Below are 26,467 nucleotides of genomic sequence, written 5' to 3' on the forward strand. Positions count from 1 at the left end.
CAAAAGACTCCCCGGCACTCCTGCCCGGGCGAACAGTCTCGCACGGGCGCGGCGCTTAGTCAGTGTCGACCAAGGTCGTGGCGCGGCGGGGTGTCGCAGGCGGGGTACCGGGTGGTTTTTATGGTAACCGGGCTGGCCTCTTCGCGAGCAGGCTCGCTCCCACGGTTGGAATGCATTCCCTTGTGGGAGCAAGCCTGCTCGCGAAGGCGTCAGTCCAGACGCAGCGCGATATCGATCAGGCGATGGAGCTCTTCAATCTCCAGCGCCGTCGCCGAAAACAGAATCCGGAATACCACCGGCGCTACCACCAGATTGATCAAGCGATCCACGCTCGGCGCCTTCTCATGCGCATAGCGATCGACAATGGTCTGCAACTGCGCACCAATGATTGCCACGCAATAGCCCGGTGTAGCGCTCGCCTGCACGTCACGCATCATGTTGCGCCCGACCTCCGAACTCATCTCGTCGAGATACTGCTCGGCCCACGCGCGGATATCGCCGCGCAGACTTCCAGTGTCCGCCGGTTCGCTGTCCGGGCGCATGCGGGCGAGGGCGACGTCCGCCAGCAACGCCGCCAGATCACCCCAGCGCCGATAGATCGTCGACGGCGTAACCCCCGCGCGGGCGGCGATTTGCGGGACGGTCACGGTGGAACGTTCCTGCTCTTGCAACAGCGCATTGACAGCCGAATGGATCGACTCTTGCACCCGGGCACTGCGGCCACCGGGGCGTAAACCTTCTTTAATAGCCATGGTTCAGACCTTAACACAAAGAATTTGCTTTAAGCGCGAGGCGGTAGCACACTGCGTAAAAGCAAAAAGTTAGCTTTTGCGGAGTGTCCCTATGACCAGCTCTTTGAACAACGTTGCTTCCCATCGATCCAGCCTGTGGTTTCTGGCGATCACCTTACTCAGTTTTCTCGCCGCTTCCACCGCGCCGACGCCGTTGTATCACCTGTATCAGGACCAATTGCATTTCTCGTCAGCGATGCTGACGCTGATCTTCGCCGTTTACGCCTTGAGTCTGTTGGCGGCGTTGCTGACGGTCGGTTCGCTTTCCGACCATTTGGGCCGCAAGCCGGTGATCTTCAGCGCGGTTCTGCTCAATGCCCTGGCGATGCTGCTGTTCATTTATGCCGACAGCGTCGCCTGGTTGATCAGCGCGCGGGTGCTGCAGGGTTTCGCCACCGGCATGGCCACCGCCGTTTTGAGCGCAACATTGCTCGACACCGATCGCCAGCAGGGGCCGTTGATCAACAGCGTCGCGCCGTTACTCGGAATGGCTTTGGGCGGTTTGGGCTGTGGCTTGCTCGCAGAATTCGCACCCGCGCCGTTGCAGCTGACCTACTGGTTGCTGCTGGCGTTGTTCGTGTTGCAGGGCGTGTATGTCTGGCGCTTGCCGGAAAGTGTTTCGCGACAGAGCGGGGCGTGGGCGTCGTTGCGGCCGACCTTGCATGTGCCGGTGCAGGCGCGTTCAACATTGTGGCGAGTGTTGCCATTGAATACTGCAACCTGGGCGCTCGGAGGTTTTTATGCCTCGCTGGCACCGTCATTGGTACGCACGGCCACCGGCTCGACCTCCAACCTGATCGGCGGCGCGACGGTGGCGGCATTGACCGTGACCGGCGCGTTGATGATCTTCACCATGCGCCACCGCCCGGCTGCTCAAGCGCTGCTGCTGGGCGCGAGCTTGCTGCCGGTCGGGCTGATATTGATTTTGCTTGGGGTACACGGCGCCAGTCTGTCGCTGTTTTTCTTTGGCACGGTGGTCGCCGGTTGTGGCTTTGGCTCGGGTTTTCTGGGTGCGGTGCGCACTCTGGTGCCGATGGCCTTGCCCCACGAGCGAGCCGGGTTGATGTCTGCGTATTACGTGCTCAGTTATCTGGCGTTCTGTCTGCCGGCGCTGCTGGCCGGGCATCTGGCGCGCAGCTTCGGATTGCTGGCGACCACCGACGGTTACGGCGTTGTGCTGATCGTGCTGGCCGTGGCTGCGCTGCTGCTCAGTCTGCGGCCCCAGGCGGGTAAAATTTGCAGTACTCCTTGAGCGCCGCGGTTTCGGTTAGCCTTGGCGAACTTCTCTCACGGATCGACTCATGAAGATTATCCGCAGCAAATCGTTTACCGCCGAACGCGCCTGGGGTGCCTTGGACATCGCCAACATGAACGGCATCACCACGCGCCTGCACTGGACCGATCAGCCCTACAAATGGCACGTCAATGACGGAGAAGAAGTGTTCGTAGTGCTCGATGGTCGGGTGCAGATGCATTACCGCGAGGGCGGCGAGGAGCGGCAGGTTGTGTTGGACACAGGCGATATTTTCTATGCCTCGGTCGGCACCGAGCACGTCGCCCATCCGCAAGGCGAGGCGCGGATTCTGGTAATCGAATCGGAGGGTAGCGTTTAGCTGTTTATCTGGGAAACAGATAACAGTTAGAGATATTACCCGTTATATCGATATTCGATTCGGATCTACCATGAGCTCAACCTCACCAGAGGACAGGAGCTCATGATGATTTGCCCCAACAGTGTCACTCCCGGCTTCAAGCCTTTCAGCCAGCTTCACCATCCCCGCGAAGTGATTCGTCAATTCACGCCAAACTGGTTTGCAGCGACCATGGGCACCGGTGTGCTGGCATTGGCGCTGGCACAGTTGCCGCTGGCGATTCCCGGATTGCGCGCCGTGGCTGAAGGGCTGTGGCTGTTCAACATTGTCTTGTTCACGCTGTTTAGTGCTGCCTATGCCGCCCGCTGGATGTTGTTCTTCGATGAAGCACGACGGATTTTCGGCCATTCAACCGTGTCGATGTTCTTCGGCACCATTCCCATGGGCCTGGCGACGATCATCAACGGTTTTCTGCTGTTCGGCGTGCCGCGCTGGGGTGACGGAGTAATCCAACTGGTTGAAGCGTTGTGGTGGATCGATGTGGCGATGTCGCTGGCCTGCGGCGTGCTGATTCCCTACATGATGTTCACTCGTCAGGAGCACAGCATCGATCAGATGACCGCGGTGTGGTTGCTGCCGGTAGTGGCGGCGGAAGTGGCTGCGGCCAGCGGCGGCTTGCTCGCCCCGCATCTGACGGACGCCCATGCGCAACTCATCGTACTGACCACCAGCTACGTGCTCTGGGCCTTCTCCCTGCCGGTAGCGTTCAGCATTCTGACCATCCTGTTGTTGCGCATGGCCTTGCACAAACTGCCCCACGAAAACATGGCCGCGTCGAGCTGGCTGGCCCTCGGGCCGATCGGCACCGGTGCGTTGGGCATGTTGCTGCTGGGCGGTGAGGCCCCAGCGATTTTCGCCGCGAATGGTCTGCCCGGTGTCGGCGAAATCGCCTCGGGTCTGGGCCTGGTGGCGGGAGTGACGTTGTGGGGTTTTGGTCTGTGGTGGATGTTGATGGCCCTGCTGATCACCGTGCGTTATCTGCGTGACGGCATTCCGTTCAACCTCGGCTGGTGGGGCTTCACCTTCCCGCTGGGCGTGTATTCCCTGGCGACGCTGAAGCTGGCGAGCATCCTCAACCTGACGTTTTTCAGCGTGTTCGGTACGGCGCTGGTGATTTTGTTGGCGGCGATGTGGCTGATCGTCGGCAAGCGCACCGTGCAGGGCGCGTGGCGTGGCGAGCTGTTTGTCTCGCCGTGTATCGCAGGTTTGAAGAAATAAACTGAAAAGTTTAGGTAAGGTGTGGCCTGGATCGTGGTGCGGCATTCCAATAACAAGCACCCAGGCCCCTCTACCCAACATCAGGAAACACGGAAGATGAGTCACCCCTCACAGTTCAACCTGTTGCGTACCCGGCGCTTTTTGCCCTTCTTTATTACCCAGTCGCTCGGCGCGTTTAACGACAACGTATTTAAACAGTCGTTGATCCTCGCCATCCTCTATCGGCTGACCATCGAGGGTGACCGCTCGATCTGGGTCAACCTTTGCGCTCTGCTGTTTATCCTGCCGTTTTTCCTGTTCTCGGCACTGGCCGGGCAATTCGGGGAAAAATTCGCCAAGGACGCGCTGATCCGCCTGATCAAGCTCGCAGAAATCGCCATCATGGCCGTAGGATCGATCGGCTTTCTCTTCGATCATCTGTCACTGATGCTAGTCGCGCTGTTCGCCATGGGCACGCATTCGGCATTGTTCGGCCCGGTGAAGTATTCGATCCTGCCGCAGGCCTTGCGCGATGACGAACTGGTCGGCGGCAACGGTCTGGTGGAAATGGGCACGTTTCTGGCGATTCTCGCCGGCACCATCGGCGCCGGGATCATGATGTCGACCGAGCACTACGCGCCGGTGGTCTCCGCAGCGATCGTCGGCATTGCCGTGCTGGGTTACCTGGCCAGCCGCAGCATTCCGCGTGCGGCGGCATCGTCGCCGGAAATGCGCCTGAACTGGAACATCTTCAGCCAGTCCTGGGCGACGCTGAAACTCGGCCTGGGCCAGACGCCAGCGGTGTCGCGCTCGATTGTCGGCAACTCGTGGTTCTGGTTTGTCGGGGCGATCTACCTGACGCAGATCCCGGCCTACGCCAAGGAGTGGATGCACGGCGACGAAACAGTGGTGACGCTTATTCTGACGGTGTTCTCGGTGGGGATCGCGCTGGGTTCGATGCTCTGCGAAAAGCTCTCGGGGCGCAAAGTCGAGATCGGTCTGGTGCCTTTCGGCTCGTTCGGCCTGACCGTGTTTGGCCTGTTGCTGTGGTGGCATTCCGGGGGAATCCCGGACAGCGTCACCGGTCATAGCTGGATTGCCGTATTGGGCTTCGTTCACACCTGGGCGGTGTTGATCGATATTCTTGGTCTGGGCATTTTTGGCGGCTTCTATATTGTGCCGCTGTACGCGCTGATCCAGTCGCGCACGGCTGAAAACGAACGGGCGCGAGTGATCGCCGCCAACAATATTCTCAACGCGCTGTTTATGGTGGTGTCGGCGATTGTTTCGATCGTTTTGTTAAGCGTCGCCAAGCTGTCGATCCCGCAACTGTTCCTGGTGGTGTCGCTGCTGAACATCGGCGTCAACGCCTACATCTTCAAGATCGTCCCCGAATTCAGCATGCGCTTCATGATCTGGCTGCTCAGCCATTCCATGTACCGCGTCGAGCATCGCAACCTTGAAGCGATCCCGGACGAGGGGGGGGCGCTGCTGGTGTGCAATCACGTGTCATTCGTTGACGCCTTGCTGATCGGCGGGGCAGTGCGTAGGCCGATTCGCTTTGTCATGTACTACAAGATCTACAACCTGCCGGTGCTGAACTTTATCTTCCGCACGGCGGGCGCGATTCCTATCGCCGGACGCCAGGAAGACATCCAGATCTACGAAAAAGCCTTCACGCGCATTGCTCAGTATCTGAAGGAGGGCGAGCTGGTGTGCATTTTCCCGGAAGGAAAGTTGACCGCTGATGGCGAGATCAATGAATTCCGAGGTGGGGTGACGCGCATTCTCGAGGAGACGCCGGTGCCGGTGATTCCGCTGGCGTTGCAAGGGTTGTGGGGGAGTTTCTTCAGTCGCGATCCGAACAAGGGCTTGTTCCACCGTTTGTGGTCGCGGGTGACGCTGGTGGCGGGGACGGCGATTACCGAAGGGACGGAACCGGCGAAGTTGCAAGGGTTGGTGGGGGAGTTGCGCGGATCCGTCAGATAGTCGGTGCATCAAAAGGCCCCTTCGCGAGCAGGCTCGCTCCCACAGGTGACCGTGTTCCAATGACGGAATGCGGTTGAATGTGGGAGCGAGCCTGCTCGCGAAGACGGTAGTGGCTTAAGCGCTCACTTTAAGGCCTATCAAACCCGTGACGATCAACGCCACACTGGCCAGCCTGATCAGCGCCATCGATTCACCAAACAGAATGATCCCGGCGATCACCGTACCCACGGCACCGACGCCGGTCCAGATCGCATAAGCCGTACCCAATGGCAATTCCTTCATCGCCAGGCCCAATAGACCCAGGCTGATAGCCATGGCGGCAACGGTCAGGGCGGTGGGGAGCGGGCGGGTGAAGCCGTCGGTGTATTTCAGCCCGACGGCCCAGCCGACTTCGAACAGGCCGGCGCAAAACAGAATGATCCAGGACATGCAGGACCTCCATCGATTGACGGGGTCGTCCCCAGGTTAATGACTCGATCGAGCCGCAGGGTCGTCCCCGCGTTGCGCAATAGTGACGAGCATTAACCCGAGGATCAAGTTTCAGGTCAGTCGGCGGCCCGTTGCGCAAGATTGTCGCGGTCTTCCTTTTCACTCATGCGCCGGAAGTACGTCGACAGCAGCGCCCCGGAAATATTGTGCCAGACGCTGAACAACGCGCTCGGCACCGCCGCCAGCGGCGAGAAATGCGCACTGGCCAGCGCCGCACCGAGGCCCGAGTTCTGCATGCCGACTTCCAGTGCCAGCGATTTGCGCTGAGCCAGAGGCAAACCGAACAAGCGCCCGGTGAAGTAGCCGAGCAGATAGCCGAAGCTGTTGTGCAGCATCACCACGGCCATGATCAACAGCCCGGACTCGGCGATTTTCGCCTGACTCGCCGCCACAACAGCGGTGACAATAATCACGATGCTGACCACCGACACCAGCGGCAACACATCCACCGCATGCCGCACCTTGTCACCAAGCAGACGCTGCGCGACTACGCCAAGAATGATCGGCAGCAGCACCACTTGCAGGATCGACCAGAACAGCTCCATGAACGACACCGGCAGCCATGCTGAGGCCAGCAGCCAGATCAGCGCCGGAGTCAGCAACGGAGCGAGGAGGGTGGTGACCGCGGCGATCGCCACGGAAAGCGCCAGATCACCGCGCGCCAGCCAGGTCATCACGTTCGACGAGGTGCCGCTCGGGCAGCAGCCGACCAGAATCACCCCGACGGCGATTTCCGGCGGCAGGTGAAAAATCTGGCAAAGCAACCACGCCACACCGGGCATGATCACGAAATGCGCGACCACACCCAGCGCCACTCGCCACGGATGGCGAGCGACGGCGGCGAAGTCGTCGAGTTTGAGGGTCAGGCCCATGCCGAACATCACCAGACCCAGCAGCGGTACGATCGCGCTTTTCAGGCCGATGAACCACGCCGGTTGCAGGAACGCCACGACGGCGAATATCAGAACCCAGTAAGCGAAGGTATTGCCGACAAAGCGGCTGAGTGCAGCCAGTGCGCGCATGGCTTGATCCTTGTTATTAAAGAACAGCACAAAACAAATGTAGGAGTGAGCCTGCTCGCGATAGCGGTCTATCAGTCAACATATTCGTTGAATGTCAGTCCCTCATCGCGAGCAGGCTCACTCCTACAGTTTGGACCTCGCAGGGCTTTAGATCCCCTGCGGCATCTCTTCCCCGCCCAACGCTTCAACCAGCGCCGGCAGGAAGTCGCCGAAGGTCAGCATCATCAAGGTGAAGCTGGCATCCAGTTGACCCAACGCTTCATCGCCACCGTCCTGTTCCGCCTGATCCTGCAGCAGATCCTCGAACTTCAGGCGCTTGACGGTCATCTTGTCGTCGAGCATGAACGACAGTTTGTCCTGCCAGGCCAACGACAGCTGAGTGACGACTTTGCCGGTGCTCAGGTGCAGCTGGATTTCTTCGCTGGTCAGGTCCTGACGCTTGCAACGGACAATGCCACCGTCTTCATGGGTGTCGCGCAGTTCGCACTCGTCCAGCACATAGAAATCGTCGGCGGCTTTCTGTGTGGTGACCCAATCGGTCATCACCGCAGTCGGCGCCATTTTCACGGTCAGCGGACGGACGGGCAGGGTGCCGATCACTTCGCGCAGGGTCGACAGCAAATCCTCGGCGCGTTTCGGGCTGGCCGAGTTGACCAGGATCAGGCCCTGTTTCGGCGCGATGGCAGCGAAGGTCGACGAACGACGAATGAACGCGCGCGGCAGGAAGGCCTGGATGATTTCATCCTTGATCTGATCGCGTTCCTTTTTATAGACCTTGCGCATCTGCTCGGCTTCGATCTCTTCGACCTTTTCCTTGACCGCGTCACGCACAACGCTGCCCGGCAGAATACGTTCTTCTTTACGGGCAGAGATCAGCAGGAAATCCCCGCTGACGTGCACCAATGGCGCATCTTCGCCCTTGCCGAACGGTGCGACGAAACCGTAAGTGGTCAGCTCCTGGCTTGCACACGGCCGCGCCAGTTTGGTCGCCAGTGCAGTCTCCAGCGCCTCGGCATCGACAGGCAGGTCTTGGGTCAGGCGATAGATCAGCAGGTTCTTGAACCACATGGGGTGAGTCACTCCTTTATACAAAGGGGGGCATTATTGTCTTCGCCGGGGCATAGGCCAACCCTTCTCTAAGCCTTTGGAAGGCCTCGGAAAATTATTTAAAAAAGTGCTTGCCAGAGGTTGGGGTGCTCCGTAGAATGCGCGCCACACCGAAGCGAAGGGTGATTAGCTCAGCTGGGAGAGCGTCTGCCTTACAAGCAGAATGTCGGCGGTTCGATCCCGTCATCACCCACCATTCGTTTCAAGTGTTTAGCGCAGCGGTAGTTCAGTCGGTTAGAATACCGGCCTGTCACGCCGGGGGTCGCGGGTTCGAGTCCCGTCCGCTGCGCCATATTCGGTAACCTGGACCACTGAACGCCAGGTCACCACGGAAAAACCCGCTGAGGCGGGTTTTTTTCTGTCTCAAGGTTGTACCCGCGGGATGTGTCGTTTCACCGGTTTTCAGATTTTTTTGAAAAATATTCAATTAAATCAACACTTTACGAAAACTTGTGGCATAATGCGCCCCGTAACGAAGCGAAGGGTGATTAGCTCAGCTGGGAGAGCGTCTGCCTTACAAGCAGAATGTCGGCGGTTCGATCCCGTCATCACCCACCATTCGTTCAAGCGTTTCGCGCAGCGGTAGTTCAGTCGGTTAGAATACCGGCCTGTCACGCCGGGGGTCGCGGGTTCGAGTCCCGTCCGCTGCGCCATATTCGGTATCTGGAACTGAACGCCAGAAACCACGGAAAGCCCGCCTTGTGCGGGCTTTTTGCTGTCTGCGATTTATAAAATCGCCGCGCTACTGCGCCGCATTGCGGGCATGCCGATAATCGCTCACCGCCTCGTACACCGCCTTGCGCAGGCGATTGATCCCGCCGATCGGCCGATGCGCTTCGATGCCGAACCACGGATTGAACGACAGGTTGTCACATTGCAGATTCAGCGCCGGCGTGTCGAAGTCCTGCGCGGGCAAAGTGATCCGCGCCACCGTTTCGAACGGTGCATCCTGCTCACGCCACTCGATACTGGTGTCTTCGATAGGCATGTACTTGTGCGCGTCCTGGCGCTGGATCTGCAGGACGAAACACGCCGGCACCCGATCCGTCGACAACTGCTGATTAAGTGCGCTGCGCAGGAAATTCGGCAGGTCGTGATTCTGTTTGGGCAGGGTATACGCCGGGCAACTGTCCGGATCCGGCGCTACGCGGAATTTCGCATTGGCCTCACCGAATTTGTAGGGCGATACCGAGAAGTAGGTGGTCGCGGTCGGGCTGTCCGGCGGCGCTGACAGCGTAGCCAGCGCGATGAATAGATGGCGGACCTGCCAGGTACGCGGATCCCATGTCGGAAAAAACGCCATGACCTTCTTGCCGTCAGCCTGCGCCGCCACATTCTGACGGTACTCGGCGACATCGCTGACAAAGAAGTTCGGGTGGCTGAACATCACGAAATCCTGTTCATGCCGGTCACCGCTATCGCTGAGCAATTGCTTGCCCGGTACGTCGAGAAGCTTGATCGCCATCCCTCGAGCGTCGCGGATGCTGTCGAATTGCGGATACGCATTGCCGTTGGACAGCCGGATCAGCGCCTGCCAGGTCTTGCCCGGCTCGCTGAACACACCTTGCCGAAGCGACTGCTCCAATTCTGGTAGCACCTGGAGTTGCGCCTTCACGCGGCCATGCGCCTTGGCGTGGGCATCACGCAGATAACGCGTGCTTTCGCGGTGTTGGTCGACGATCCGCACTGCGGTTTGAATGATGTCCTGCGTCATCGCCGCTTCGCCGGTGGGAATCTGTTCCTGGGCCGACACCGGCCCGCGGTGCTGCCAGGCAAACCACGCGGTGGCGATGGCCCAGCCGAGCAGGGCGATGACCAGCACGATCAGCAGCATCTTGCCGAGCAAACGCCCCAGCCATAGCCAGAAGCGCGCCAGTGGCGGCAGTTGTTTTTTGAATGTCGGCATGATCATGGCAACTGCGCCTCCAGTGGTCCGCCCAGTACTTTCAGGTATTCGAGCAACGCCCAGCGCTCCTCGGGTTGCAGGAGGCGGCCGATCACCCCGTTGTCGCGAGCGCCGGCGCGGAATTCGTGGCCGCTGTTGTGATTGCCGCTGATGCGCGTGTCGAACAGGAACGCGTTGGTGAAGGCTTCGGTGCGATAGCCGAGGTGGCGCGGGTCATATTCGAGCGTGCCTTTATAGAAGGTCGTTGCGCGCTCATCCTGCGGTGACAACAACTGATAGAGGCTCGGCACTGAACCGTTGTGCAGAAACGGCGCAGTCGCCCATACGCCAGCCAGCGGTCGGGCCTTGTAAGCGACTTTCTCGCGCACGCCGATCGGCAGGCCAAAGCCATCCATTCGCGGCTTTTCCTCCGGCGTGATCTTCGCTTCGCGATAGGCGCGGTTTTCCACGAACGCGGTGACGTAAGCCAGGCCCTTGGCCACCGATAGTTGGCTCGGATCGAGCGACTCTTTGGGTTCGGGGTGCAGCTTGACGTCCATCTTTTCCAGCTCTTTGACATCCCATTGCAGTGCGCTCAGGTCGAAACGGTGGCTGGCAATGTTGTTGGCCGCGTTCGGATCCGTGCCGATGACATTCACCGGAATCATGTGCAAGTGCTGCACCCAGCGTTCGCCTTCCCGGGATTGACGCGGGACATGACAGCCGGCGCAGTTTTCGGCGAACAGCACGCGGCCCTTGGCGGCCAGCGGCTTGTCGATCGCACCGAGCAGATCCTCGGGCCAGGTTGGCGGCTTCAGTTGTTGCAAGGTTTCTTCGATGGCGTGCAGATCGCGCACGCGTACGCTGGAGGGGTAGCGCTCAGCGCCTTGCAGGGGTTGGCCGTTGGCGTCAAAGAAACTCAGTGTGGCGCCGACACCGAGCGCTTCGCCGATATTGCGCGCCATCGGCTGCTGTGCCGAGCCGTTCCACTGCACCCAATCGAACGTCCACATGTCCCACAGTTGCGGGTAATCCACCGGCGCATCGGCCACGCGGTAGTTGGCAGGAGAAATCGCATCGCCAAACGTCGCGTTGGCAATCCGGCCGAACGCGTCGGTGCGCCCCGGGCCTTCCTCGGTCGGGTAGAGGCCACGATGGGTATCGTTCCAGGCCACTTTGAGGAAAGTGTTGAGCGAGGTTTTGAAGTCTTTGCGCAATTGCTCGTGGCGCGCATCGTAATCGGCACCGAGGACCTGGCGGGCGAAGCGTTCGAATTTCCACGGGTTGTAGTAGGTCGAGGCCAGACTTGCGACCAGGGCCTGGCCGAAACTGCCGCCGCGCAATGTGGGAACGCTGGAAGGCAACACATGTTGCGCGGTGCCGCCATCGATGCGCACGGCCTGACCTTTGAAGCGCAACTCGCCGGTGTGGCAAGCGGCGCAGGTGATGTCCAGATAGTGCTCGGAAGCATTGCCGGGATTCTGGTGCCGGGCGAAACCGACTGGCAGGTTGCCCGGGTTGCTGGCGCTCGCTTTCTGCTGCGGATCGACCAGGAAACCGAAACGGGCGAGGTACTCGGGGGAGGCGAAGCGCTGTTCTGAGAAGGGCAGTTCCAGCGCCTCGAACCACTCGTAACGCAGGCCTTTGACTTGCGTACCTTGCGGCGTGAAGTAGTAGGTCTGCCGTTGCTCTGCGCTCCATTGATCCAGGTAGCGCACCTGTTGGGGTGGAGCGTAGAAGGGCAATTTCGGATTGGCGACGTAATAGACAATCACCGCAACGGCGATTACCGCCAGTACGATCACCAGAGTGAGAACGCGGAATAGGAGGCGCAAGTTAAACATCCTTGTCGAATTGTTGCGCTGTTATGCCTGAGCCGTGACTGCTGGGCAAGTGGCCATTACGCCAGAGGCTGTGGCAAGTGCCGACGACCTTTGTCGTCCGCGGATGACAGAAGCTTCATCCACACGTTGCGCAAATGCGTTTTAATCCCTGAACTTATCAGAAGATTCCTGCTCTCATGCCGGTAGCCATTGGTCGTGGCGGCCTGATAAGCTCGCGGCTTTACTCGATTGCCCATTCGGCGCATGAACAAGGAAATAGCATGAAACAGCATCGGTTGGCGGCGGCGGTAGCCCTGGTTAGCCTGGTACTCGCGGGTTGTGACTCGCAGACCAGCGTAGAGCTGAAAACCCCGGCGCAAAAAGCTTCCTACGGCATCGGCCTGAACATGGGCAAAAGCCTTGCCCAGGAAGGCATGGATGATCTGGACTCCAAAGCGGTAGCCCAGGGCATCGAAGATGCCGTTGGCAAGAAAGAACAGAAGCTGAAAGATGAAGAACTGGTCGAAGCCTTCGCGTCGCTGCAAAAGCGTGCTGAAGAGCGTATGGCCAAGATGAGCGAAGAGTCGGCAGCCGCCGGCAAGAAATTCCTCGAAGAAAACGGCAAGAAAGCCGGTGTAACCACCACCGCTTCCGGCCTGCAGTACGAAGTGGTGAAGAAAGCCGATGGCCCACAGCCTAAGCCGACCGACGTCGTCACTGTGCACTACACCGGCAAGCTGACCAACGGCACCGTGTTTGACAGCTCCGTCGAGCGCGGCAGCCCGATCGATCTGCCAGTCAGTGGCGTGATCCCGGGTTGGGTAGAAGGTCTGCAACTGATGCACGTTGGCGAGAAGTACAAACTGTACATCCCTAGCGATCTGGCTTACGGCGCTCAGTCGCCAAGCCCGGCAATCCCGGCCAACTCGGTTCTGGTTTTCGACCTGGAATTGCTGGCCATCAAGGATCCAGCCAAAGAAGACGCCGCTGCCAAGTAACAGGCAACGGTATCGACAACAACGCCTCGCTTATGCGGGGCGTTGTTGCATCTGAAGGCTGGCAAAGGTAAACAGAGCGAACTGACGCCCGTCGACACAGTCATAGCTTTGAGGCTGCTCGCGCTAGCCGCCCTGAGCCGCCAAGTCAATGAAATATTGGGCTTTTTTATGTGAGTAAAAAACGCCCGATCTGAGCGCAGCCCTTATGAAACGGGGCTCTCAGCGCTGAAATGCAGCTCTGTTCACAAGGTTATCCACAATTTGTGTGGATAACATTTCAACGGGAAGAATAGATGAAAGCTCCATGGAATTTTGCTCGATTCCTGCCCTTGGCCGGTCGCCTGCTGGCCCGTGGACGTCTGCCAACCCTATTGTTCGCCGTGGCCAGCAAGGGTGCCGCGCAAGGCAATCGTCTCGGCAAACTCAAGGATGATCTGCGCTTGCTGCAGTCGCTGTGCCTGGCCTACTGGAGGGGTGAATACCGGGCGATCAGTGCCAAGTCGCTGATCTCGGTGGTCGCGGGCTTGATGTATTTTCTCAGCCCTGTCGATGCGATCCCGGATTTCATTCCCATGTTCGGCATGCTCGATGATATTGCCGTTCTCGCCTGGCTGATGAAAACCCTCGATGACGAGCTCAATGCCTTCCGCCTGTGGCGCAGGCGCCAGCAACCGGAGAAGCTGGCGGTGGTCGAACGCCTGCCCGACACCCCTGAGCAATTGCAACTGCAAGGCCCGAAAAAGCCTTGACTGACAAAGTCTGCCTGTAGATAGATACCCCCCGCGACCTTGGCCGCTGTTAGGATTACACTTCTAGGGAAAAGTGCCGACTCGCTAAGTGTTGTTGTCCTACGGGGTAGTCATGGATATTCAGATAATTGCACGCGATGGCGAACCCGAATACGCGGTTCTGCCGTGGGCTCAATATCAGGCTCTACTGAAAGCAGCAGGGATCAACGCAACACCGGCGCAGCAGCCCGCAGTGCCGCTCGCCACTTCACCAGAGCCGATTCTTCCGGGTCTGGATCAACTACGCAGTTTGCGCGAAGGGAAGGGCATCGCCATCGAGGCGCTGGCCCGCACGGTAGGCATCAGCCCGTCTTATCTGGCCATGATCGAAAGTGGTGAGCGTCAACCCGACGCCGCGATTCGCCGCAGCCTGGCCTGGGAACTGACGGTGCCAGGTTGGAGGGATGAATCGTGAGCGTACGCATCAGCCGTCAACATTGGGACGGATTGCTGGGGGAACTGGATCAGGCGCGCCGCCAGCGCCATCTTCTGACTTATCGAGCCTTGCTTGAGCGTTTGCAGCTGCCGACTCCGGCGATGCAGACGCTGACGGCGGCGCTTGAGCATCTGGCCGCACTGGATGCCAAAGCCGAGCAGCCGTTGCGCAGTTCGCTGGTCATCAGTCAGGGTGCGAGTCGTTTGCCGCGTACCGGTTTTTTTGAATGTGTCGAGCGTCTGGGTCGCTTTTCCGGGCCGTCGGATGGCGTGGCGGCGGCGTCCTGGCATGCGTCAGAAGTGGTGCGCGTCTTCGAATACGAGTACCCGGAATCGGCGGAGGCCTGAGTGTTTCTGCGCCTCAAGGCGCGGGCCGGATATTGGCTGGCCCGCAGGCTGTTTCATTGGTCGTGGTTCGTTCGCCAGCCGCGCGGCTGGCGCTGGCTTGAAGGCCAGTTTGCGCGCATGGCCAACCTCGGCGATGTCGGCGCGCAAAGCTTTTACGGGCACATTCTGACCTTTCGTGGCGTCGGTCTGGGCGCGCGTGAAGAAGGCGTGCGTTTACTGCGTCTGGCGGCGTTGGCCGGCGACGCTAAAGCGGCCTATCAAGTCGGCGTGATCAGCCTCGCCGGTACCCCGAGCAAAGCACCGGATCCCGCTGAAGCCGTTCGTTGGTGGAGCATGGCCGCCAAGGCCGGGCATCCGTTGGCCGAGCTGAAGCTGCAACAGCTGAAAGCTGGGGATTCAACGCTGTAATTCCAGGTATGTCTTTCAAATAAACGCGGCGTGAGGTTTTCCTCACGCCGCGTTTTGCGTTTTTGCCTGCGCGTTTTGCGAGATGCGGGATTGCAGATTAGTCCTACATCCTTTGCCTACTCGCCTGACTTCTTTCCTTTCTGATCCCCCGCACAGTTCCCGCGACTAATTTCTTGCGCGAGGGACCGCTCATGCTTCAGCCCGTTTTTCAGCTCACCTTGTCTGCCTGCGTGTGTTGATGGAAGCCATCGCTCGCATCGAGCAGGAACTCGACAGCTTTCCGCAAACGCTCAACCTCTATCGCAAACAGCTCGATCACTGGCTCAGTCGGAGCGCGGACCAGATCAGCGAGGCCGCGGACCTGCCGTCGCTGGTGGGCATGGAGCGGATCATTCGCTTCGGTGATCGCAGCACGGCGGTCAGCAGCAGCGACGAGGCGTTTTCCTCCAGCGTCGTCCAGTGCCCGCAGGGCGGGCTGATGCAGATCGAGAGCAAGTTCGAATCGGTCTACGACATCCCGCTGGGTAACATCACCGTCGATGTGGTTGACGTGGCGGGCGGCAAGATCACCCCGATCACCCTTGATCAGCACGGCAAGGGTGAGTTCAGAGGCGGCGAGGGCAAGTTCTACCGCGTTCTCGTGCACAGCGCTGTCACCTCCAAGCAAGTCGCCGAGCTGTTCAAATCCTATGACGGTTTGACCGGCGAACTGGACAGTTGGCTGCGCAGCGAGTGGCAGGGCTTCAAGCCACAGTGGTCACAGTCGGCGGCCACAGCGACCAGCAACGGCATGCTCGCCGGCAGTTGGGCGGCTATAGAAGGCGTGTGGGACAGCCTCGGTCTGCTCTCGGAAATTCTTCAGGATCCCGGCAAGTTTGCCGAGCGTTTGGGCAGCGGCGCAGCTGAACTGATCGAGCTGGCGCAGACCGCACCTGAGCTCATGGAAAAGCTGCAACTGCTGGTCAGTGACGAGGCGGCGATGTGCTTGTTGCTGCGGTCGTCGAGCCTGTGGCTGGACATGCTGCCGCCCAGCGAGATTGCCGGCAAGTCCGCTGAAATGGCGTCGATGATGATCGTGCAACTGATCATCGATGTCCTGATCAGCGTGGTGCTGACCTTTGTCGGAGCGGGGGCGGGGATCGCTTATCTGACGCTGCGTCTGGCCGACCGTGCAGTTCAGTTGTTCAACGTGGCCAAGCGTCTGGTCAAAGCGCTGTTCAGCATCATCAACGCCTTCATCGGATACGTCGACCGCTACAAAGCCGTCGCCGCACGCGGCATCGCCGCCGGGGTGAAAAAGGGTCGGATGCAATTGCGCTGGGACGCCAAGCGCAACGCCATGTTGAAGAAAGACGAGCCTCACGACGACGCCCCCGACCAGGCGAAAAACCCCAACGGCGATGCCGCCGACTGCGTGCCCAACACCTGCACCAACGGCTGTCCGGTGTCGATGGTCACCGGCGAAGAACTGCTGACCCTGACCGACGCGGTGCTCGATGGCGTACTGCCGTTCGAGTTCACCCGTTTGTATCGCAGCAGCGCCGTCGAGATCGACATCGGCCTGGGCTTCGGCTGGAGCCACACCCTGGCCCATCGCCTGGCTTTCGACGGCGATGGCGTGATCTGGATCGACCACGAGAACCGCCGCACCCGCTTTCCCCTGCCCAATGTCGCGCGCCCGGCGATTCACAACAGCCTGTCACGGGCGGCGATTTTTTTGGGTGATGAACCGGAAGAACTGATCCTCGCCATGGCCGGCGACAGCGCGCGGTTCTATCACTTTCGCGCCGGCCGGCTGACCGCAATCAGCGATGTCTACGGCAATCGTCTGACCCTGCAACGCGATCGCTCCGACCGCATTCAGCGTCTGGACAACGGCGCCGGCCGCTCATTGCTGTTGCGTTATGACCGGGCGCAACTGGTGGCGGTCGATTATCAGGTGTTCGTGCAGGGTGAGTGGAGCACCCAGCAAAACCTCGCCACCTACCGCTTCGATGCCCGGCAACGGCTGCTGACCGCGACCAACGCGGTTGGCGACAGCGAGCGCTACGACTACGACGACCACCACGTCATCCTCCAGCGCCAGCTCACCGGCGGCGCAAGCTTTTTCTGGGAGTGGCAACGCGAGGGCAAGGCGGCGCGCTGCGTGCGCCATTGGGCCTCGTTCTCGCAGATGAACACCCGCTACGTCTGGAACGATGACGACACCAGCGTGACCGTGCATTACGTCGACGGCACCGAAGAAGTCTACGTCCACGACGAGCGCGCGCGGCTGGTGCGTCAGGTCGCGGCCGATGGCGGCGAGCAGCTCAAGGCCTATGACGAGCAGGGCCGCTTGATCGCCGAGCAGGATGCTCTGGGCGCGGTCACCGAATACCGCTACGACGAGGTCGGACGGCTGATCGCGCTGATTCCGCCGGACGAGGCGCCAACGTCCTACGAGTACCGCAACGGTTTTCTCTACAAGCGTTGCCGAGGCGACGCGGTGTGGATCTATCGGCGCAACGCCGAAGGTGCGGTCACCGAAGCGGTCGATCCTGACGGTCAGGTCACCCATTACTACTACAACCTGCGCGGCCAGTTGTTGTCGCTGCGCTACCCCGACAGCAGCCGCCATCGCTGGGTGTGGAACGAGCTCGGCCAGCTCATCGAAGAAACCCTGCCGGACGGCGGCGTGCGGCGTTTTTCCTACGATGCGCTGGGCCGGCGGATTACCACCCAGGACGAATTTGGTGTCGTCAGCCGTCAGCAGTGGGACGCCGCCGGCCGACTGATCCTGACGACTTCTCCGACGGGCAGCACCCGCGCCTACAGCTACGGCGCCTACGGCCAGATCACCGCCGAACGCGACGAACTCGGGCGCATCACCCGCTACGAATATGACGACGACCTGCATCTGGTCTCGCGGCGCATCAACCCCGACGGCACCCGCGTGCAGTACCGCTATGACCATGCGCGGTTGCTGCTGACCGAGATCGAAAACGAGTCGGGGGAAAAATACCGCCTGGATTACACGCCGACCGGATTGATCCGACAGGAAACCGGGTTTGATGGGCGGCGTACCGCGTACGTTTACGACCTCAATGGCCATCTGCTGGAGAAGACCGAGTTCGGCGAGCAGGGTTTATCGCTGATCACCCACTACCAGCGCGACAAGGCCGGACGTTTGCTCGTCAAAACCCTGCCCGACGGGATCAAGGTGCGTTATGACTACGACCGCCTCGGCCGCTTGGTTGCCGTCGATGACGGGCAGAACCATCCGCTGGCCTTCGAGTACGACCGTCAGGATCGGCTGATCACCGAGCATCAGGGCTGGGGCACCTTGCGCTACGCCTATGACGCCTGCAGTCAGCTCAAACGCCTGCGCCTGCCGGACAACAGCAAGCTCGATTATCACTACGCCAAGGGCGGCGCGCTGAGTGCCATTGACCTCAACGGCACGCCGCTCACGCGCCACGTCTACCAGTCCGGTCGCGAGCAGCAACGTCAGCAAGGTCTGCTGCTCAGCGAATATGCCTACGACGATCAGGGCCGACTACTTGCTCACGCCGTAGGCCATCGCGGCGCCTCGCTGTACCGCCGCGATTATGCCTACAGCGCCAACGGCAATCTCGAGCACATTGCCGACAGTCGCCACGGCCAGCGCACCTACGGCTACGACGCCCTTGACCGATTGATTCGGGTTCGCCATTCGCGCGACGAACTGCCCGAATCCTTCGCCCACGACCCGGCCGGCAACCTGCTGATGCAGGACCGCCCCGGCCCCGCGCAGATCAAAGGCAATCGCCTGCTGATGCAGGGCGATCACCACTACGACTACGACGCCTTCGGCAACCTGATCCGCGAACGCCGAGGCCACGGCCAGACCCTCGTCACCGAATACCGCTACGACTGCCAGCACCGCCTCATCGGCCTGACCCGCCCCGACGGCCAGACCGCCAGCTACCAGTACGACGCCTTCGGCCGGCGCATCCGCAAAACCATCGATGGCGCAGTCACCGAATTTTTCTGGCAAGGCGAGCACCTCGTCGCCGAAAGCAGCGCGACGCAATACCGCAGCTTCCTCTACGAACCCGGCACCTTTCGCCCGCTGGCGCTGCTCGACGGCAAAGGCCCGAAAAAAGCCTGCCCGTTCTACTACCAACTCGACCACCTCGGCACCCCGCAGGAACTCACCGACTACAGCGGCGAAATCGTCTGGTCCGCGCAATACGACGCCCACGGCAAAGTCGCCGCCGTCACCCTCGCCGGCGAAGACTACCTCGACCAGCCGCTGCGTTTTCAGGGGCAGTACTTCGATGTTGAAAGCGGCCTGCACTACAACCGCCATCGGTATTACGACCCGAGGTTGGGGCGTTACCTGACGCCGGATCCGGTGAAGCTCGCGGGCGGGTTGAATCAGTACCAGTACGTGCCGAATCCGACGGGGTGGGTGGATCCGTTGGGGTTGAGTAATTGTCCGGACGACAAATGCAACAAACCAGTATTCCAACCGATCGATCCCACGAAAGGAATACAGGGAGGTGAAGATCATCCATCTCAGTCACTACCACAACAAGCCTACTTATATCGGGGGGCAGCAACAGATCCGTCTGAAGTTTTCGAGAATGGATTCAAAAGTAAGGGAGATAGCAACGATCTATTCCTACATTCGATCGATAGTGACTTTCCCCCTAGTAATTTCATCAGCACCTCTTTATCTCGTGATATGGGTAAAGCATTCGCTACCAGCTATTTTACGAGGCCGGGATTTCTCTACACCCTCAAGATGATTCCTGGTCGAGACCTCAAAAAAGAGTTGGGTGCAGCATATAATTTTAGTCAAGAGCAGGAAATTGCTATTCCCGGTGAAATTAAGCGAGAGGATATTCTTGGCGCTACGCTAATAATCGATGATGGTAGAGAGTTTGGCTATTCTATTCCTAATCCGTACAGGAGGGTTGGTAAGTGAAGACACAGTTTTCGGTTGTCGTCGTAAAAGATGGCGAAAAGCAGAAGGTCAATCTCGTATGCGATGATGAAGAGATATCTATTGCGATTGCGAATATTTGCGGACGGAAAAAAACCTATGTTGAACGTGATTTTTATAAGTGTTTTGCATTGTTGAGAAAAGATAATCCTCAGCTGGATTTTTACTGTAAGGGAGCGAAGTTGAATGTTCATCCCTCAAGCATGTCGTCGCAAATGTCTCTGGGTCTTAAAGCTTACGAGTTGGAGGTTGGCAGGGAGCCCACTGTGAACGATCTGGTTTTTATATTTGACTATGAAGATCAAGGTTTAACAAAAAATCCAGACGAGCAACGATTATTCTATCTAGCCTGGATGGGAGCTTGAGGTTGTTGAAGGATTTTGTATCTATCAGCTCACATGATATCGGTTCTTTGCGTGTAACTACGCCCGCACAGGATGGGAACTGGCTGAGTAGGCTTTCCTTCAGTGATTATGTAATGTCAAGTAAAACTGTCTAAGGTACGAAAACAATATGGTTGATATTTTGATGAAGTCCGATTGCTATGTTGAATCTTCTGCGCAAGAAAATGAGTTTAGAGGTGTGTACGGTTCTAGGTTCCTAACTCACCGAGCGCAGATGAACGCTTATCAAGAATCGCTGACGAGGGAGGCGAGAAATATGCCGCGATTTACGGGTGAAGACGCTATGGGGAACTTGGTTGTTCGTATGCCGGCAGAAAACGTTGGAGAAGGATACGAGCCTAACCCATCGAATCCTTCAGAGCCCCGATTCATCTCTAAGATGAGCGGGTTCGAAATGAAATTTGACTTTGAGACTTTGCAGCCTTTCGCATTGTATCCGGTGGAGACCGTCTGATGTTAATGCATCCCTATCTCGATGCTCCATACAATCCGCAATTGAAGCATTTTCTTGGAGGGTTCGATATATATGATCGCGAGGAGACCTTGGGTGCTGAGTTGGAGCAGTATGATCCTGAGTGTCCTATAGACAGAGCCGAGTTAATTCGCAGGTTTATAGTGAAAAGATTTTCTGGTTTGACTCCTCGGCACAAGCTTGTCTTGGTTTCTGTATTGAGACGGTCTCTTGATGGCGAAACAAGTAAGCTTTCTGACGTTTTTAAACATGATCCTTTCTCGCATTCGTTGCTCCCCCTCGGATGGAATGAAATGAAAGATCCGCGGGGTTTTTTCGAACATGTGTACTCTATCCTGACCGAAGTTTGGGCTAACGAGTTATCTCTTGCCAAACGATAAAAGTGCTGAGCGTTTGCCGATGATTCTCGGTAAAGCTCAGAATGGCCTTTTTTAGACACTTTCTCCAGTAAACCCGCCAACGTGATCCGCATCGTTAGCTGATCAACGTTGGCCGATTAGCTGTGTCGGCTGAAGGATAGGAGCGGTGCCAGTTTCCAACAAATAAACACTAAACCCCACAACCCCCTTCGCATGATGCTTCGCCTGCGAAGCCATCTCCGCAAGCTGGCTGGCATCAAGCGTTGCGCAAGCTTCAGGTCGCAAATGCACCACCCCGATCGATAACGACAACAGCGCAAACTCCTGCCGCACGCCTTGGCGATTGGGTGCAACGAAGCAGCCGGCTTCCAGATGTTCGGGGCGGTAGAAGCGGCGGCATTGGCTCTGGAAGTCGTCGAGGAGTTGGTTGAGGCGTTTGCGCCAGTCTTCGGGGCCGAGGACGAGGAGGAAGTCGTCGCCGCCGATGTGGCCGACGAAGTCGCGGGTGGGGTCGATGCGTTCGTTGAGACATTGGGCGAGGCAGAGCAGAACTTCGTCGCCGCGGCCGTAGCCGTAGATGTCGTTGAAGGGTTTGAAGCTGTCGATGTCCACGTAGCAGATGATCGACTCGCGGGCCTGTTGCAGCAGGCGGGTGAGGCATTGCTGGATCGGTACGTTGCCCGGCAGCAGGGTGAGTGGATTGGCGTAGCGCGCCTGTTGGATTTTCAGTTCGGTGATCAGTTTCAGCACGTCGATGACCCGGCCGAGGCCTAGGTAGCCGCCGTTGAGAGTGATGATGAAGTCTTCTTCGATGCGTTGGCGGGCGCGGCTGGTGATCAGGCGGCTGACTTGTTGCAGTGACTGGCTCATTTCCACGGCGAGAAAATCATCGTTCATCAGGCGGCTGATCGGTTTGCGCGCAAACAGGTCGGTGGCAAACGGTTTGAGCAGGGCGTCGGAAAGCGAATGGCGATGGACGATGCCGCAGGGCTGGCCTTGTTCGTCGAGCACGGCGAGTGAATTGAGGTTGGCCTGGCGACGGAAGGCTTCCAGCACGGTGGCGGTCGGCGTATCACGCTGCACGGCGGGCTGGTCGTTGAGCAGGGCGCTCAGGTCGCTGCCTTCGTCGTTCAGCGCGACGGCGCTGCTGTCGTGTTTGGGCATCATGGCGCGGGCGTCGCGGGATGGATGTTCCTGCGGACGGCCGAGCAGGTAACCCTGTACCAGATCGACGCCCATTTCAGTCAGCACCGCGAGTTCTTCCGGTAGCTCGATACCCTCGGCAATGACTTGCGCGCGGGACGCCTTGGCTATCTGCAGAATTGAACCGACAAACTCTCTTTTCAAGGCATCCTGATGAATGCCATCGATAAAGTGCCGGTCGATCTTCACATAATCCGGACGCAACTCCGACCACAGGCGCAGGCTTGAATACCCCGCACCCAAATCATCCAGCGCGATGGAAAATCCCATCGCCCGGTAATGGTGCAGAGCGGTTTGCAGCAAATGGAAGTCATCGATTGGCGTCTGCTCGGTGAGCTCGATCACCACTTGGCTTGGCGCGATGCCCAAGTCCTGCAGCAGTTGCAGGGTGCGCCCCGGTTGGTGCGCGGCTTCGAGCAGGGACTCCGGGGAAACGTTGAGGAACAGTTTGCCCGGCAACTGCTGCTCGTTGAAGCGACGGCAGGCGCTTTGTCGGCAGGCGATTTCCAGTTCGCTCAAGCGACCAGCCTGCCGGGCTACGGCGAACAGGGCAATTGGCGAGTGAAGAGGGCTGTTGGACGGGCCACGGGTGAGGGCTTCGTAGCCGAGAATGCGGCGTTCGGAGAGGCAGATGATCGGCTGGAACAGACTGTGTAAACCGCTTTGAGTCAGGATCGAGCTCAAGGCGCTCAGCTGTTCGGTCGTGGTCATGGCAGTCTCTGGCGATAAAAAAAGGACCGGGAGCGATTGCTCCCGGTCCTTTATTGCACGACAGAATGATGACTGTTTGATGACGATCCGAGGATCGTCATCACTAAATTGCCATCACTTACTTCTTGGCCACCTGATTGCTCAGTTTCAGGTAATCCAGCAATACGCGCCCGGTTTCGCTCAGGTAGGCATCGTCTTCCGGCTTGACCTTGTCCGGCTCGGCAGCGGCCAGTGCGTCTTCGTCTTCTTTCTTCAGCTCTTTGAGCGGCTCCTCGCCTTTGGCCTTGCGACGGATGTTCTCCATTGCCAGCTGCTTGGCGTCGATGTCGGCGTGCTGGGCACGACGATCGGCTTCGTTGAGGCTGACGGTTTTTTCTTCCATCAGTTTCTGCGCCAGGGCCAGCTTGTCGCGAATGAACACGAACTCGGCATCCTTGTTGGTGCGCGCGTCATGCTCGGACTTCAGCTGGGCGAGGAACGGCTTGAACGGATCGGCGGCCGGTTTGATCGCCGCGCGGATGGTGTCCCACGGCATGGCCTCTGGCAGGGCGCTTTCGCCGATTTCCTTGGTGTCGATCAGCGACGGATAGTCGATGTCCGGCAGCACGCCCTGATGCTGGGTGCTCTGCCCGGAGACGCGGTAGAACTTGGCCAGGGTCAGTTTCAGTTCGCCATGGTTCAGCGGCTGAATGGTCTGCACGGTGCCTTTGCCGAAGGTCTGGCCGCCGATGATCAATGCACGATGGTAGTCCTGCATGGCGCCGGCGAAGATCTCCGAAGCCGAGGCGGACAGGCGGTTGACCAGCAGTGCCATCGGGCCTTTGTAGAACGCACCCGGGTTTTCGTCTTCAAGCACGTCGACGCGGCCATCGGCGTTACGCACGAGTACGGTCGGGCCTTTGTCGATGAACAGGCTGGTCAGCTCGGTGGCCTCCTGCAGGGAGCCGCCGCCGTTGTTGCGCAGGTCGATGACCACGCCGTCGACTTTGTCTTTCTGCAACTCGGTGAGCAGCTTCTTGACGTCGCGAGTGGTGCTCTTGTAATCCGGGTCACCGGCACGGAACGCCTTGAAGTCGAGGTAGAAAGCCGGGATCTCGATCACGCCGAGTTTGTAGTCCTTGCCGTCCTGTTTCAGGCTGAGGATCGACTTTTTCACGGCCTGGTCTTCGAGCTTCACCGCTTCACGGGTGATCGGCACGATCTTGGTGGTCTGGTCATTCGGCGCATTGCTCGCCGGGATGACTTCCAGACGCACCACGGTGCCTTTCGGACCGCGAATCAATTTGACCACTTCGTCCAGACGCCAGCCGACCACGTCGACCATTTCCTTGTTGCCCTGGGCAACGCCGATGATCTTGTCCGCCGGAGCGACCTGCTTGGTTTTGTCCGCCGGGCCTGCCGGTACCAGACGTACGACTTTCACTTGATCGTTGTCGCTCTGCAACACGGCACCTATGCCCTCGAGGGACAGGCTCATGTTGATGTCGAAGTTTTCCGCGTTATCCGGCGACAGATAGTTGGTGTGCGGGTCGTAGGACATGGCGAAGGTGTTGATGTACGCCTGGAAGATGTCCTCGGCACGGGTCTGGTCGAGGCGCGCCAACTGGTTCTTGTAGCGCTTGGTCAGGGTTTCCTGGATCTGCTTCGGCTCTTTGCCGGCGATCTTCTGGCGCAGCACTTCATCCTTGACGCGTTTGCGCCATAGGTCGTCGAGTTCTGCGGTGGACTTGAGCCAAGGCGCGTCCTTGCGATCGATCAGCAAGGTCTCCTTGGTATTGAAGTCGATCTTGTCGACGCCCTTGTTCAGCTCGGCAAGGGCGAAGTCCAGACGCGCCTTGACGCGGTCCAGGTAGCGCTTGTAGATGGTGAATCCGGCATTGAGGTCGCCGCTTTTGAGGAAATCGTCGAACTGGGTTTTCCACTTGTCGAATTCGGCAATGTCGCTGGCCATGAAATAGCTGCGGGACGGGTCGAGCAGCTTGATGTAGCTGTCGTAGATGATCACCGAGCGCGCGTCATCGAGCGGCGGCTTGCTGTAGTGGTGACGCTTGAGCAACTCGACGACGTTCAGGCTGGCGATGACTTCATCGCGATCAGGCTGCAACTTGTCCCAGCTGTTGGCTGCGAATGTGGTGCCCGACACCGGCAACAGACCGATACCGATGAAAAGAGCGAGGGCGGTGCTGGGGAGCAGATGCTTCATGCTGATTCGACGCGGGGACAATTGATAACGCATATTAGGCCGTCTTTGAAGTCGCCGGTTCTTTGAGAGCCGGTCGCATAATGCAAAAAGCCCGGCGCTACAGCTTCGGGCTCAGTCCAGACTCACTATGGAGGCACTGTGAAGGCATTGCAAGGCGTTGAAGGTCAAGTGGCATGGGTTGAAGAGCCGAGTCCTACATGCGATGTAGGACAAGTCCGCATCCGTGTGGCGGCAGCCGGCCTCAATCGCGCCGATTTATTACAGAAGGCAGGGCTTTATCCGCCGCCGCCCGGGGCCAGCCAGGTGCTCGGTCTTGAGTGCTCGGGCGTGATCAGCGAGGTCGGCGCGGGCTCGGCCTGGCAGGTCGGCGATCGGGTCTGCGCCTTGCTGGCCGGGGGCGGCATGGCCGAAGAAGTGGTCGTCGACGGACGGCATGTGTTGCCGGTCCCTGAAGGTGTTTCGCTGATCGAGGCAGCGGCATTGCCCGAGGTTTACGCCACCGTCTGGCTGAATGTGTTTCAACTTGCAGCGCTGAAACCCGGTGAGAAAATTCTCCTGCACGCCGGCGCAAGTGGAATCGGTTCAGCGGCCATTCAGCTGTGCAAAGCGTTTGGTAACCCGTGCTGGGTCAGCGTCGGTACCGCCGAACGCCTGGCTTACTGCGAAGCACTGGGGGCTCAGGGCGGCGTGGTGCGCACCGATGATATCGAGGGCCTGCGCGACTTCGGGCCATTCGACGTGATTCTCGATCCGGTGGGCGGCAATTATTCGGCGTTGAACCTCAAACTGATAGCGCTGGACGGACGTTGGGTGTTGATCGGCTTGATGGGCGGCCGCGAGGCAAAACTGGATCTGGCCCAGGTGCTGGGCAAGCGCGTGCAACTGCTCGGCTCGACGTTGCGCAGTCGTAGTGATCAGTTCAAGGCGGATCTGCTCAGCGATCTGGGCCAGCACGTGTGGCCGTTGTTTGCCGAGGGCCGCTTGCGTGCGCAATTGGCCAAAGCGTTTGCGGTGAAGGATGCCGAAGCGGCGTTCGCCGAGCTGGCGAGCAATACGGTGGCGGGCAAGTTGGTGTTGGTGATTAACGACAGTCTCACCTGACATCACCAAGCCTTGTGGCGAGGGAGCTTGCTCCCGCTGGGTCGCGGAGCGGCCCCAATCAGTCAATGCGCTGGGGCAGTTCATACCGGTTGCATCGATTTGCGACTGCTGCG

Annotated in this window: 21 protein-coding genes and 4 tRNA genes; 17 read left to right on the plus strand and 8 right to left on the minus strand. The window is 59.1% G+C overall.

The window, feature by feature from the left end:
- Positions 1–209: 209 nt before the first annotated feature.
- Positions 210–752 carry a TetR/AcrR family transcriptional regulator gene (locus LIS66_RS08070; protein ID WP_083353267.1) on the minus strand — a complete coding sequence of 181 codons (543 nt, stop codon included), beginning with the start codon at positions 750–752 and terminating at the stop codon, positions 210–212.
- A gap of 91 nt (positions 753–843) precedes the next feature.
- On the opposite strand from LIS66_RS08070, the gene LIS66_RS08075 reads away from it, so the two are divergent.
- The 4 genes from LIS66_RS08075 (at position 844) to LIS66_RS08090 (ending at position 5,629) form a co-directional block, all read left to right on the plus strand.
- On the plus strand, positions 844–2,043 hold the full coding sequence (locus tag LIS66_RS08075; protein ID WP_416220744.1) for an MFS transporter: 1,200 nt from the start codon (positions 844–846) through the stop codon (positions 2,041–2,043).
- Positions 2,044–2,092: 49 nt separating this feature from the next.
- Positions 2,093–2,404, plus strand: a complete 312-nt coding sequence (locus tag LIS66_RS08080; RefSeq protein ID WP_227973954.1) for a cupin domain-containing protein — start codon at positions 2,093–2,095, stop codon at positions 2,402–2,404.
- 105 nt (positions 2,405–2,509) lie between these two features.
- Positions 2,510–3,661 (plus strand): TDT family transporter, encoded by a 1,152-nt coding sequence (locus LIS66_RS08085; RefSeq protein ID WP_227973955.1) that lies wholly within the window; start codon positions 2,510–2,512, stop codon positions 3,659–3,661.
- Positions 3,662–3,757: 96 nt separating this feature from the next.
- Complete coding sequence (locus LIS66_RS08090) at positions 3,758–5,629, plus strand: MFS transporter (protein ID WP_227973956.1); 1,872 nt, start codon at positions 3,758–3,760, stop codon at positions 5,627–5,629.
- Between the two features lie 114 nt (positions 5,630–5,743).
- On the opposite strand, the gene sugE is transcribed toward LIS66_RS08090, so the two are convergent.
- The 3 genes from sugE to rdgC all read right to left on the minus strand — a co-directional run bounded on the left by sugE (position 5,744) and on the right by rdgC (position 8,208).
- Entirely contained in the window at positions 5,744–6,058 is a 315-nt protein-coding gene (gene sugE, locus LIS66_RS08095) for a quaternary ammonium compound efflux SMR transporter SugE (RefSeq protein ID WP_041479526.1), read from the minus strand.
- A 116-nt stretch (positions 6,059–6,174) separates the two neighbouring features.
- On the minus strand, positions 6,175–7,140 hold the full coding sequence (locus tag LIS66_RS08100) for a bile acid:sodium symporter family protein (RefSeq protein WP_042607626.1): 966 nt from the start codon (positions 7,138–7,140) through the stop codon (positions 6,175–6,177).
- A 147-nt stretch (positions 7,141–7,287) separates the two neighbouring features.
- The gene (gene rdgC, locus LIS66_RS08105) at positions 7,288–8,208 is read right to left on the minus strand and encodes a recombination-associated protein RdgC (RefSeq protein ID WP_042607627.1); all 921 of its coding nucleotides are present in this window, start codon (positions 8,206–8,208) and stop codon (positions 7,288–7,290) included.
- A 159-nt stretch (positions 8,209–8,367) separates the two neighbouring features.
- Here rdgC and LIS66_RS08110 point away from each other — a divergent pair.
- The 4 genes from LIS66_RS08110 to LIS66_RS08125 all read left to right on the plus strand — a co-directional run bounded on the left by LIS66_RS08110 (position 8,368) and on the right by LIS66_RS08125 (position 8,900).
- Positions 8,368–8,443: transfer RNA gene (locus LIS66_RS08110), tRNA-Val, on the plus strand.
- 19 nt (positions 8,444–8,462) lie between these two features.
- Positions 8,463–8,539: transfer RNA gene (locus tag LIS66_RS08115), tRNA-Asp, on the plus strand.
- A gap of 190 nt (positions 8,540–8,729) precedes the next feature.
- Positions 8,730–8,805 (plus strand) — tRNA-Val (locus LIS66_RS08120).
- Between the two features lie 18 nt (positions 8,806–8,823).
- Positions 8,824–8,900, plus strand: a tRNA-Asp gene (locus tag LIS66_RS08125).
- An 89-nt stretch (positions 8,901–8,989) separates the two neighbouring features.
- Here the strand turns inward: LIS66_RS08125 and LIS66_RS08130 are convergent.
- Together LIS66_RS08130 and LIS66_RS08135 are read right to left on the minus strand one after the other, a co-directional pair.
- Positions 8,990–10,159 carry a catalase family protein gene (locus LIS66_RS08130; protein WP_227973957.1) on the minus strand — a complete coding sequence of 390 codons (1,170 nt, stop codon included), beginning with the start codon at positions 10,157–10,159 and terminating at the stop codon, positions 8,990–8,992.
- On the minus strand, positions 10,156–11,967 hold the full coding sequence (locus tag LIS66_RS08135; protein ID WP_227973958.1) for a di-heme-cytochrome C peroxidase: 1,812 nt from the start codon (positions 11,965–11,967) through the stop codon (positions 10,156–10,158). The genes LIS66_RS08130 and LIS66_RS08135 overlap by 4 nt, the downstream gene beginning before the upstream one ends.
- A gap of 269 nt (positions 11,968–12,236) precedes the next feature.
- On the opposite strand from LIS66_RS08135, the gene LIS66_RS08140 reads away from it, so the two are divergent.
- The 8 genes from LIS66_RS08140 to LIS66_RS08175 all read left to right on the plus strand — a co-directional run bounded on the left by LIS66_RS08140 (position 12,237) and on the right by LIS66_RS08175 (position 21,157).
- Positions 12,237–12,953, plus strand: coding sequence for an FKBP-type peptidyl-prolyl cis-trans isomerase (locus tag LIS66_RS08140; RefSeq protein WP_016773732.1), 717 nt, complete (start codon positions 12,237–12,239; stop codon positions 12,951–12,953).
- 293 nt (positions 12,954–13,246) lie between these two features.
- Positions 13,247–13,702 (plus strand): YkvA family protein, encoded by a 456-nt coding sequence (locus LIS66_RS08145; protein WP_064365408.1) that lies wholly within the window; start codon positions 13,247–13,249, stop codon positions 13,700–13,702.
- A 112-nt stretch (positions 13,703–13,814) separates the two neighbouring features.
- Positions 13,815–14,156, plus strand: a complete 342-nt coding sequence (locus LIS66_RS08150) for a helix-turn-helix domain-containing protein (protein ID WP_042608528.1) — start codon at positions 13,815–13,817, stop codon at positions 14,154–14,156.
- On the plus strand, positions 14,153–14,524 hold the full coding sequence (locus LIS66_RS08155; protein WP_003223109.1) for a hypothetical protein: 372 nt from the start codon (positions 14,153–14,155) through the stop codon (positions 14,522–14,524). The genes LIS66_RS08150 and LIS66_RS08155 overlap by 4 nt, the downstream gene beginning before the upstream one ends.
- Positions 14,525–14,932 (plus strand): SEL1-like repeat protein, encoded by a 408-nt coding sequence (locus LIS66_RS08160; RefSeq protein WP_042608527.1) that lies wholly within the window; start codon positions 14,525–14,527, stop codon positions 14,930–14,932.
- A 238-nt stretch (positions 14,933–15,170) separates the two neighbouring features.
- On the plus strand, positions 15,171–19,883 hold the full coding sequence (locus LIS66_RS08165; protein WP_227973959.1) for an RHS repeat-associated core domain-containing protein: 4,713 nt from the start codon (positions 15,171–15,173) through the stop codon (positions 19,881–19,883).
- Complete coding sequence (locus LIS66_RS08170; RefSeq protein WP_227973960.1) at positions 19,880–20,266, plus strand: hypothetical protein; 387 nt, start codon at positions 19,880–19,882, stop codon at positions 20,264–20,266. Before LIS66_RS08165 ends, LIS66_RS08170 begins: the two co-directional genes overlap by 4 nt.
- A 492-nt stretch (positions 20,267–20,758) precedes the next feature.
- A complete protein-coding gene (locus tag LIS66_RS08175; RefSeq protein ID WP_064364642.1) occupies positions 20,759–21,157 on the plus strand; it encodes a hypothetical protein in 399 nt (132 codons plus the stop codon).
- A gap of 102 nt (positions 21,158–21,259) precedes the next feature.
- Here the strand turns inward: LIS66_RS08175 and LIS66_RS08180 are convergent, their stop codons facing one another.
- On the minus strand, positions 21,260–23,050 hold the full coding sequence (locus LIS66_RS08180; protein ID WP_227973961.1) for a bifunctional diguanylate cyclase/phosphodiesterase: 1,791 nt from the start codon (positions 23,048–23,050) through the stop codon (positions 21,260–21,262).
- A gap of 118 nt (positions 23,051–23,168) precedes the next feature.
- Positions 23,169–25,253 carry a carboxy terminal-processing peptidase gene (locus LIS66_RS08185; RefSeq protein ID WP_162276424.1) on the minus strand — a complete coding sequence of 695 codons (2,085 nt, stop codon included), beginning with the start codon at positions 25,251–25,253 and terminating at the stop codon, positions 23,169–23,171.
- Between the two features lie 138 nt (positions 25,254–25,391).
- On the opposite strand from LIS66_RS08185, the gene LIS66_RS08190 reads away from it, so the two are divergent.
- A complete protein-coding gene (locus tag LIS66_RS08190) occupies positions 25,392–26,354 on the plus strand; it encodes a zinc-binding dehydrogenase (protein ID WP_227973962.1) in 963 nt (320 codons plus the stop codon).
- Positions 26,355–26,467: the final 113 nt, after the last annotated feature.

The sequence above is a fragment of the Pseudomonas sp. HN2 genome (genome assembly GCF_020736465.1).
GTDB classification, from domain to species: domain Bacteria; phylum Pseudomonadota; class Gammaproteobacteria; order Pseudomonadales; family Pseudomonadaceae; genus Aquipseudomonas; species Aquipseudomonas moraviensis_A.

Coding starts and splice junctions, on each gene's coding strand:
- LIS66_RS08140 (WP_016773732.1), top strand. CDS start 12,237: ATGAAACAGCATCGGTTGGCGGCGGCGGTAGCCCTGGTTAGCCTGGTA.
- LIS66_RS08100 (WP_042607626.1), bottom strand. CDS start 7,140: ATGCGCGCACTGGCTGCACTCAGCCGCTTTGTCGGCAATACCTTCGCT.
- LIS66_RS08165 (WP_227973959.1), top strand. CDS start 15,171: ATGGAAGCCATCGCTCGCATCGAGCAGGAACTCGACAGCTTTCCGCAA.
- LIS66_RS08075 (WP_416220744.1), top strand. CDS start 844: ATGACCAGCTCTTTGAACAACGTTGCTTCCCATCGATCCAGCCTGTGG.
- LIS66_RS08145 (WP_064365408.1), top strand. CDS start 13,247: ATGAAAGCTCCATGGAATTTTGCTCGATTCCTGCCCTTGGCCGGTCGC.
- LIS66_RS08175 (WP_064364642.1), top strand. CDS start 20,759: ATGTTAATGCATCCCTATCTCGATGCTCCATACAATCCGCAATTGAAG.
- LIS66_RS08180 (WP_227973961.1), bottom strand. CDS start 23,050: ATGACCACGACCGAACAGCTGAGCGCCTTGAGCTCGATCCTGACTCAA.
- LIS66_RS08130 (WP_227973957.1), bottom strand. CDS start 10,159: ATGATCATGCCGACATTCAAAAAACAACTGCCGCCACTGGCGCGCTTC.
- LIS66_RS08185 (WP_162276424.1), bottom strand. CDS start 25,253: ATGAAGCATCTGCTCCCCAGCACCGCCCTCGCTCTTTTCATCGGTATC.
- rdgC (WP_042607627.1), bottom strand. CDS start 8,208: ATGTGGTTCAAGAACCTGCTGATCTATCGCCTGACCCAAGACCTGCCT.
- sugE (WP_041479526.1), bottom strand. CDS start 6,058: ATGTCCTGGATCATTCTGTTTTGCGCCGGCCTGTTCGAAGTCGGCTGG.
- LIS66_RS08080 (WP_227973954.1), top strand. CDS start 2,093: ATGAAGATTATCCGCAGCAAATCGTTTACCGCCGAACGCGCCTGGGGT.
- LIS66_RS08150 (WP_042608528.1), top strand. CDS start 13,815: ATGGATATTCAGATAATTGCACGCGATGGCGAACCCGAATACGCGGTT.
- LIS66_RS08090 (WP_227973956.1), top strand. CDS start 3,758: ATGAGTCACCCCTCACAGTTCAACCTGTTGCGTACCCGGCGCTTTTTG.
- LIS66_RS08070 (WP_083353267.1), bottom strand. CDS start 752: ATGGCTATTAAAGAAGGTTTACGCCCCGGTGGCCGCAGTGCCCGGGTG.
- LIS66_RS08085 (WP_227973955.1), top strand. CDS start 2,510: ATGATTTGCCCCAACAGTGTCACTCCCGGCTTCAAGCCTTTCAGCCAG.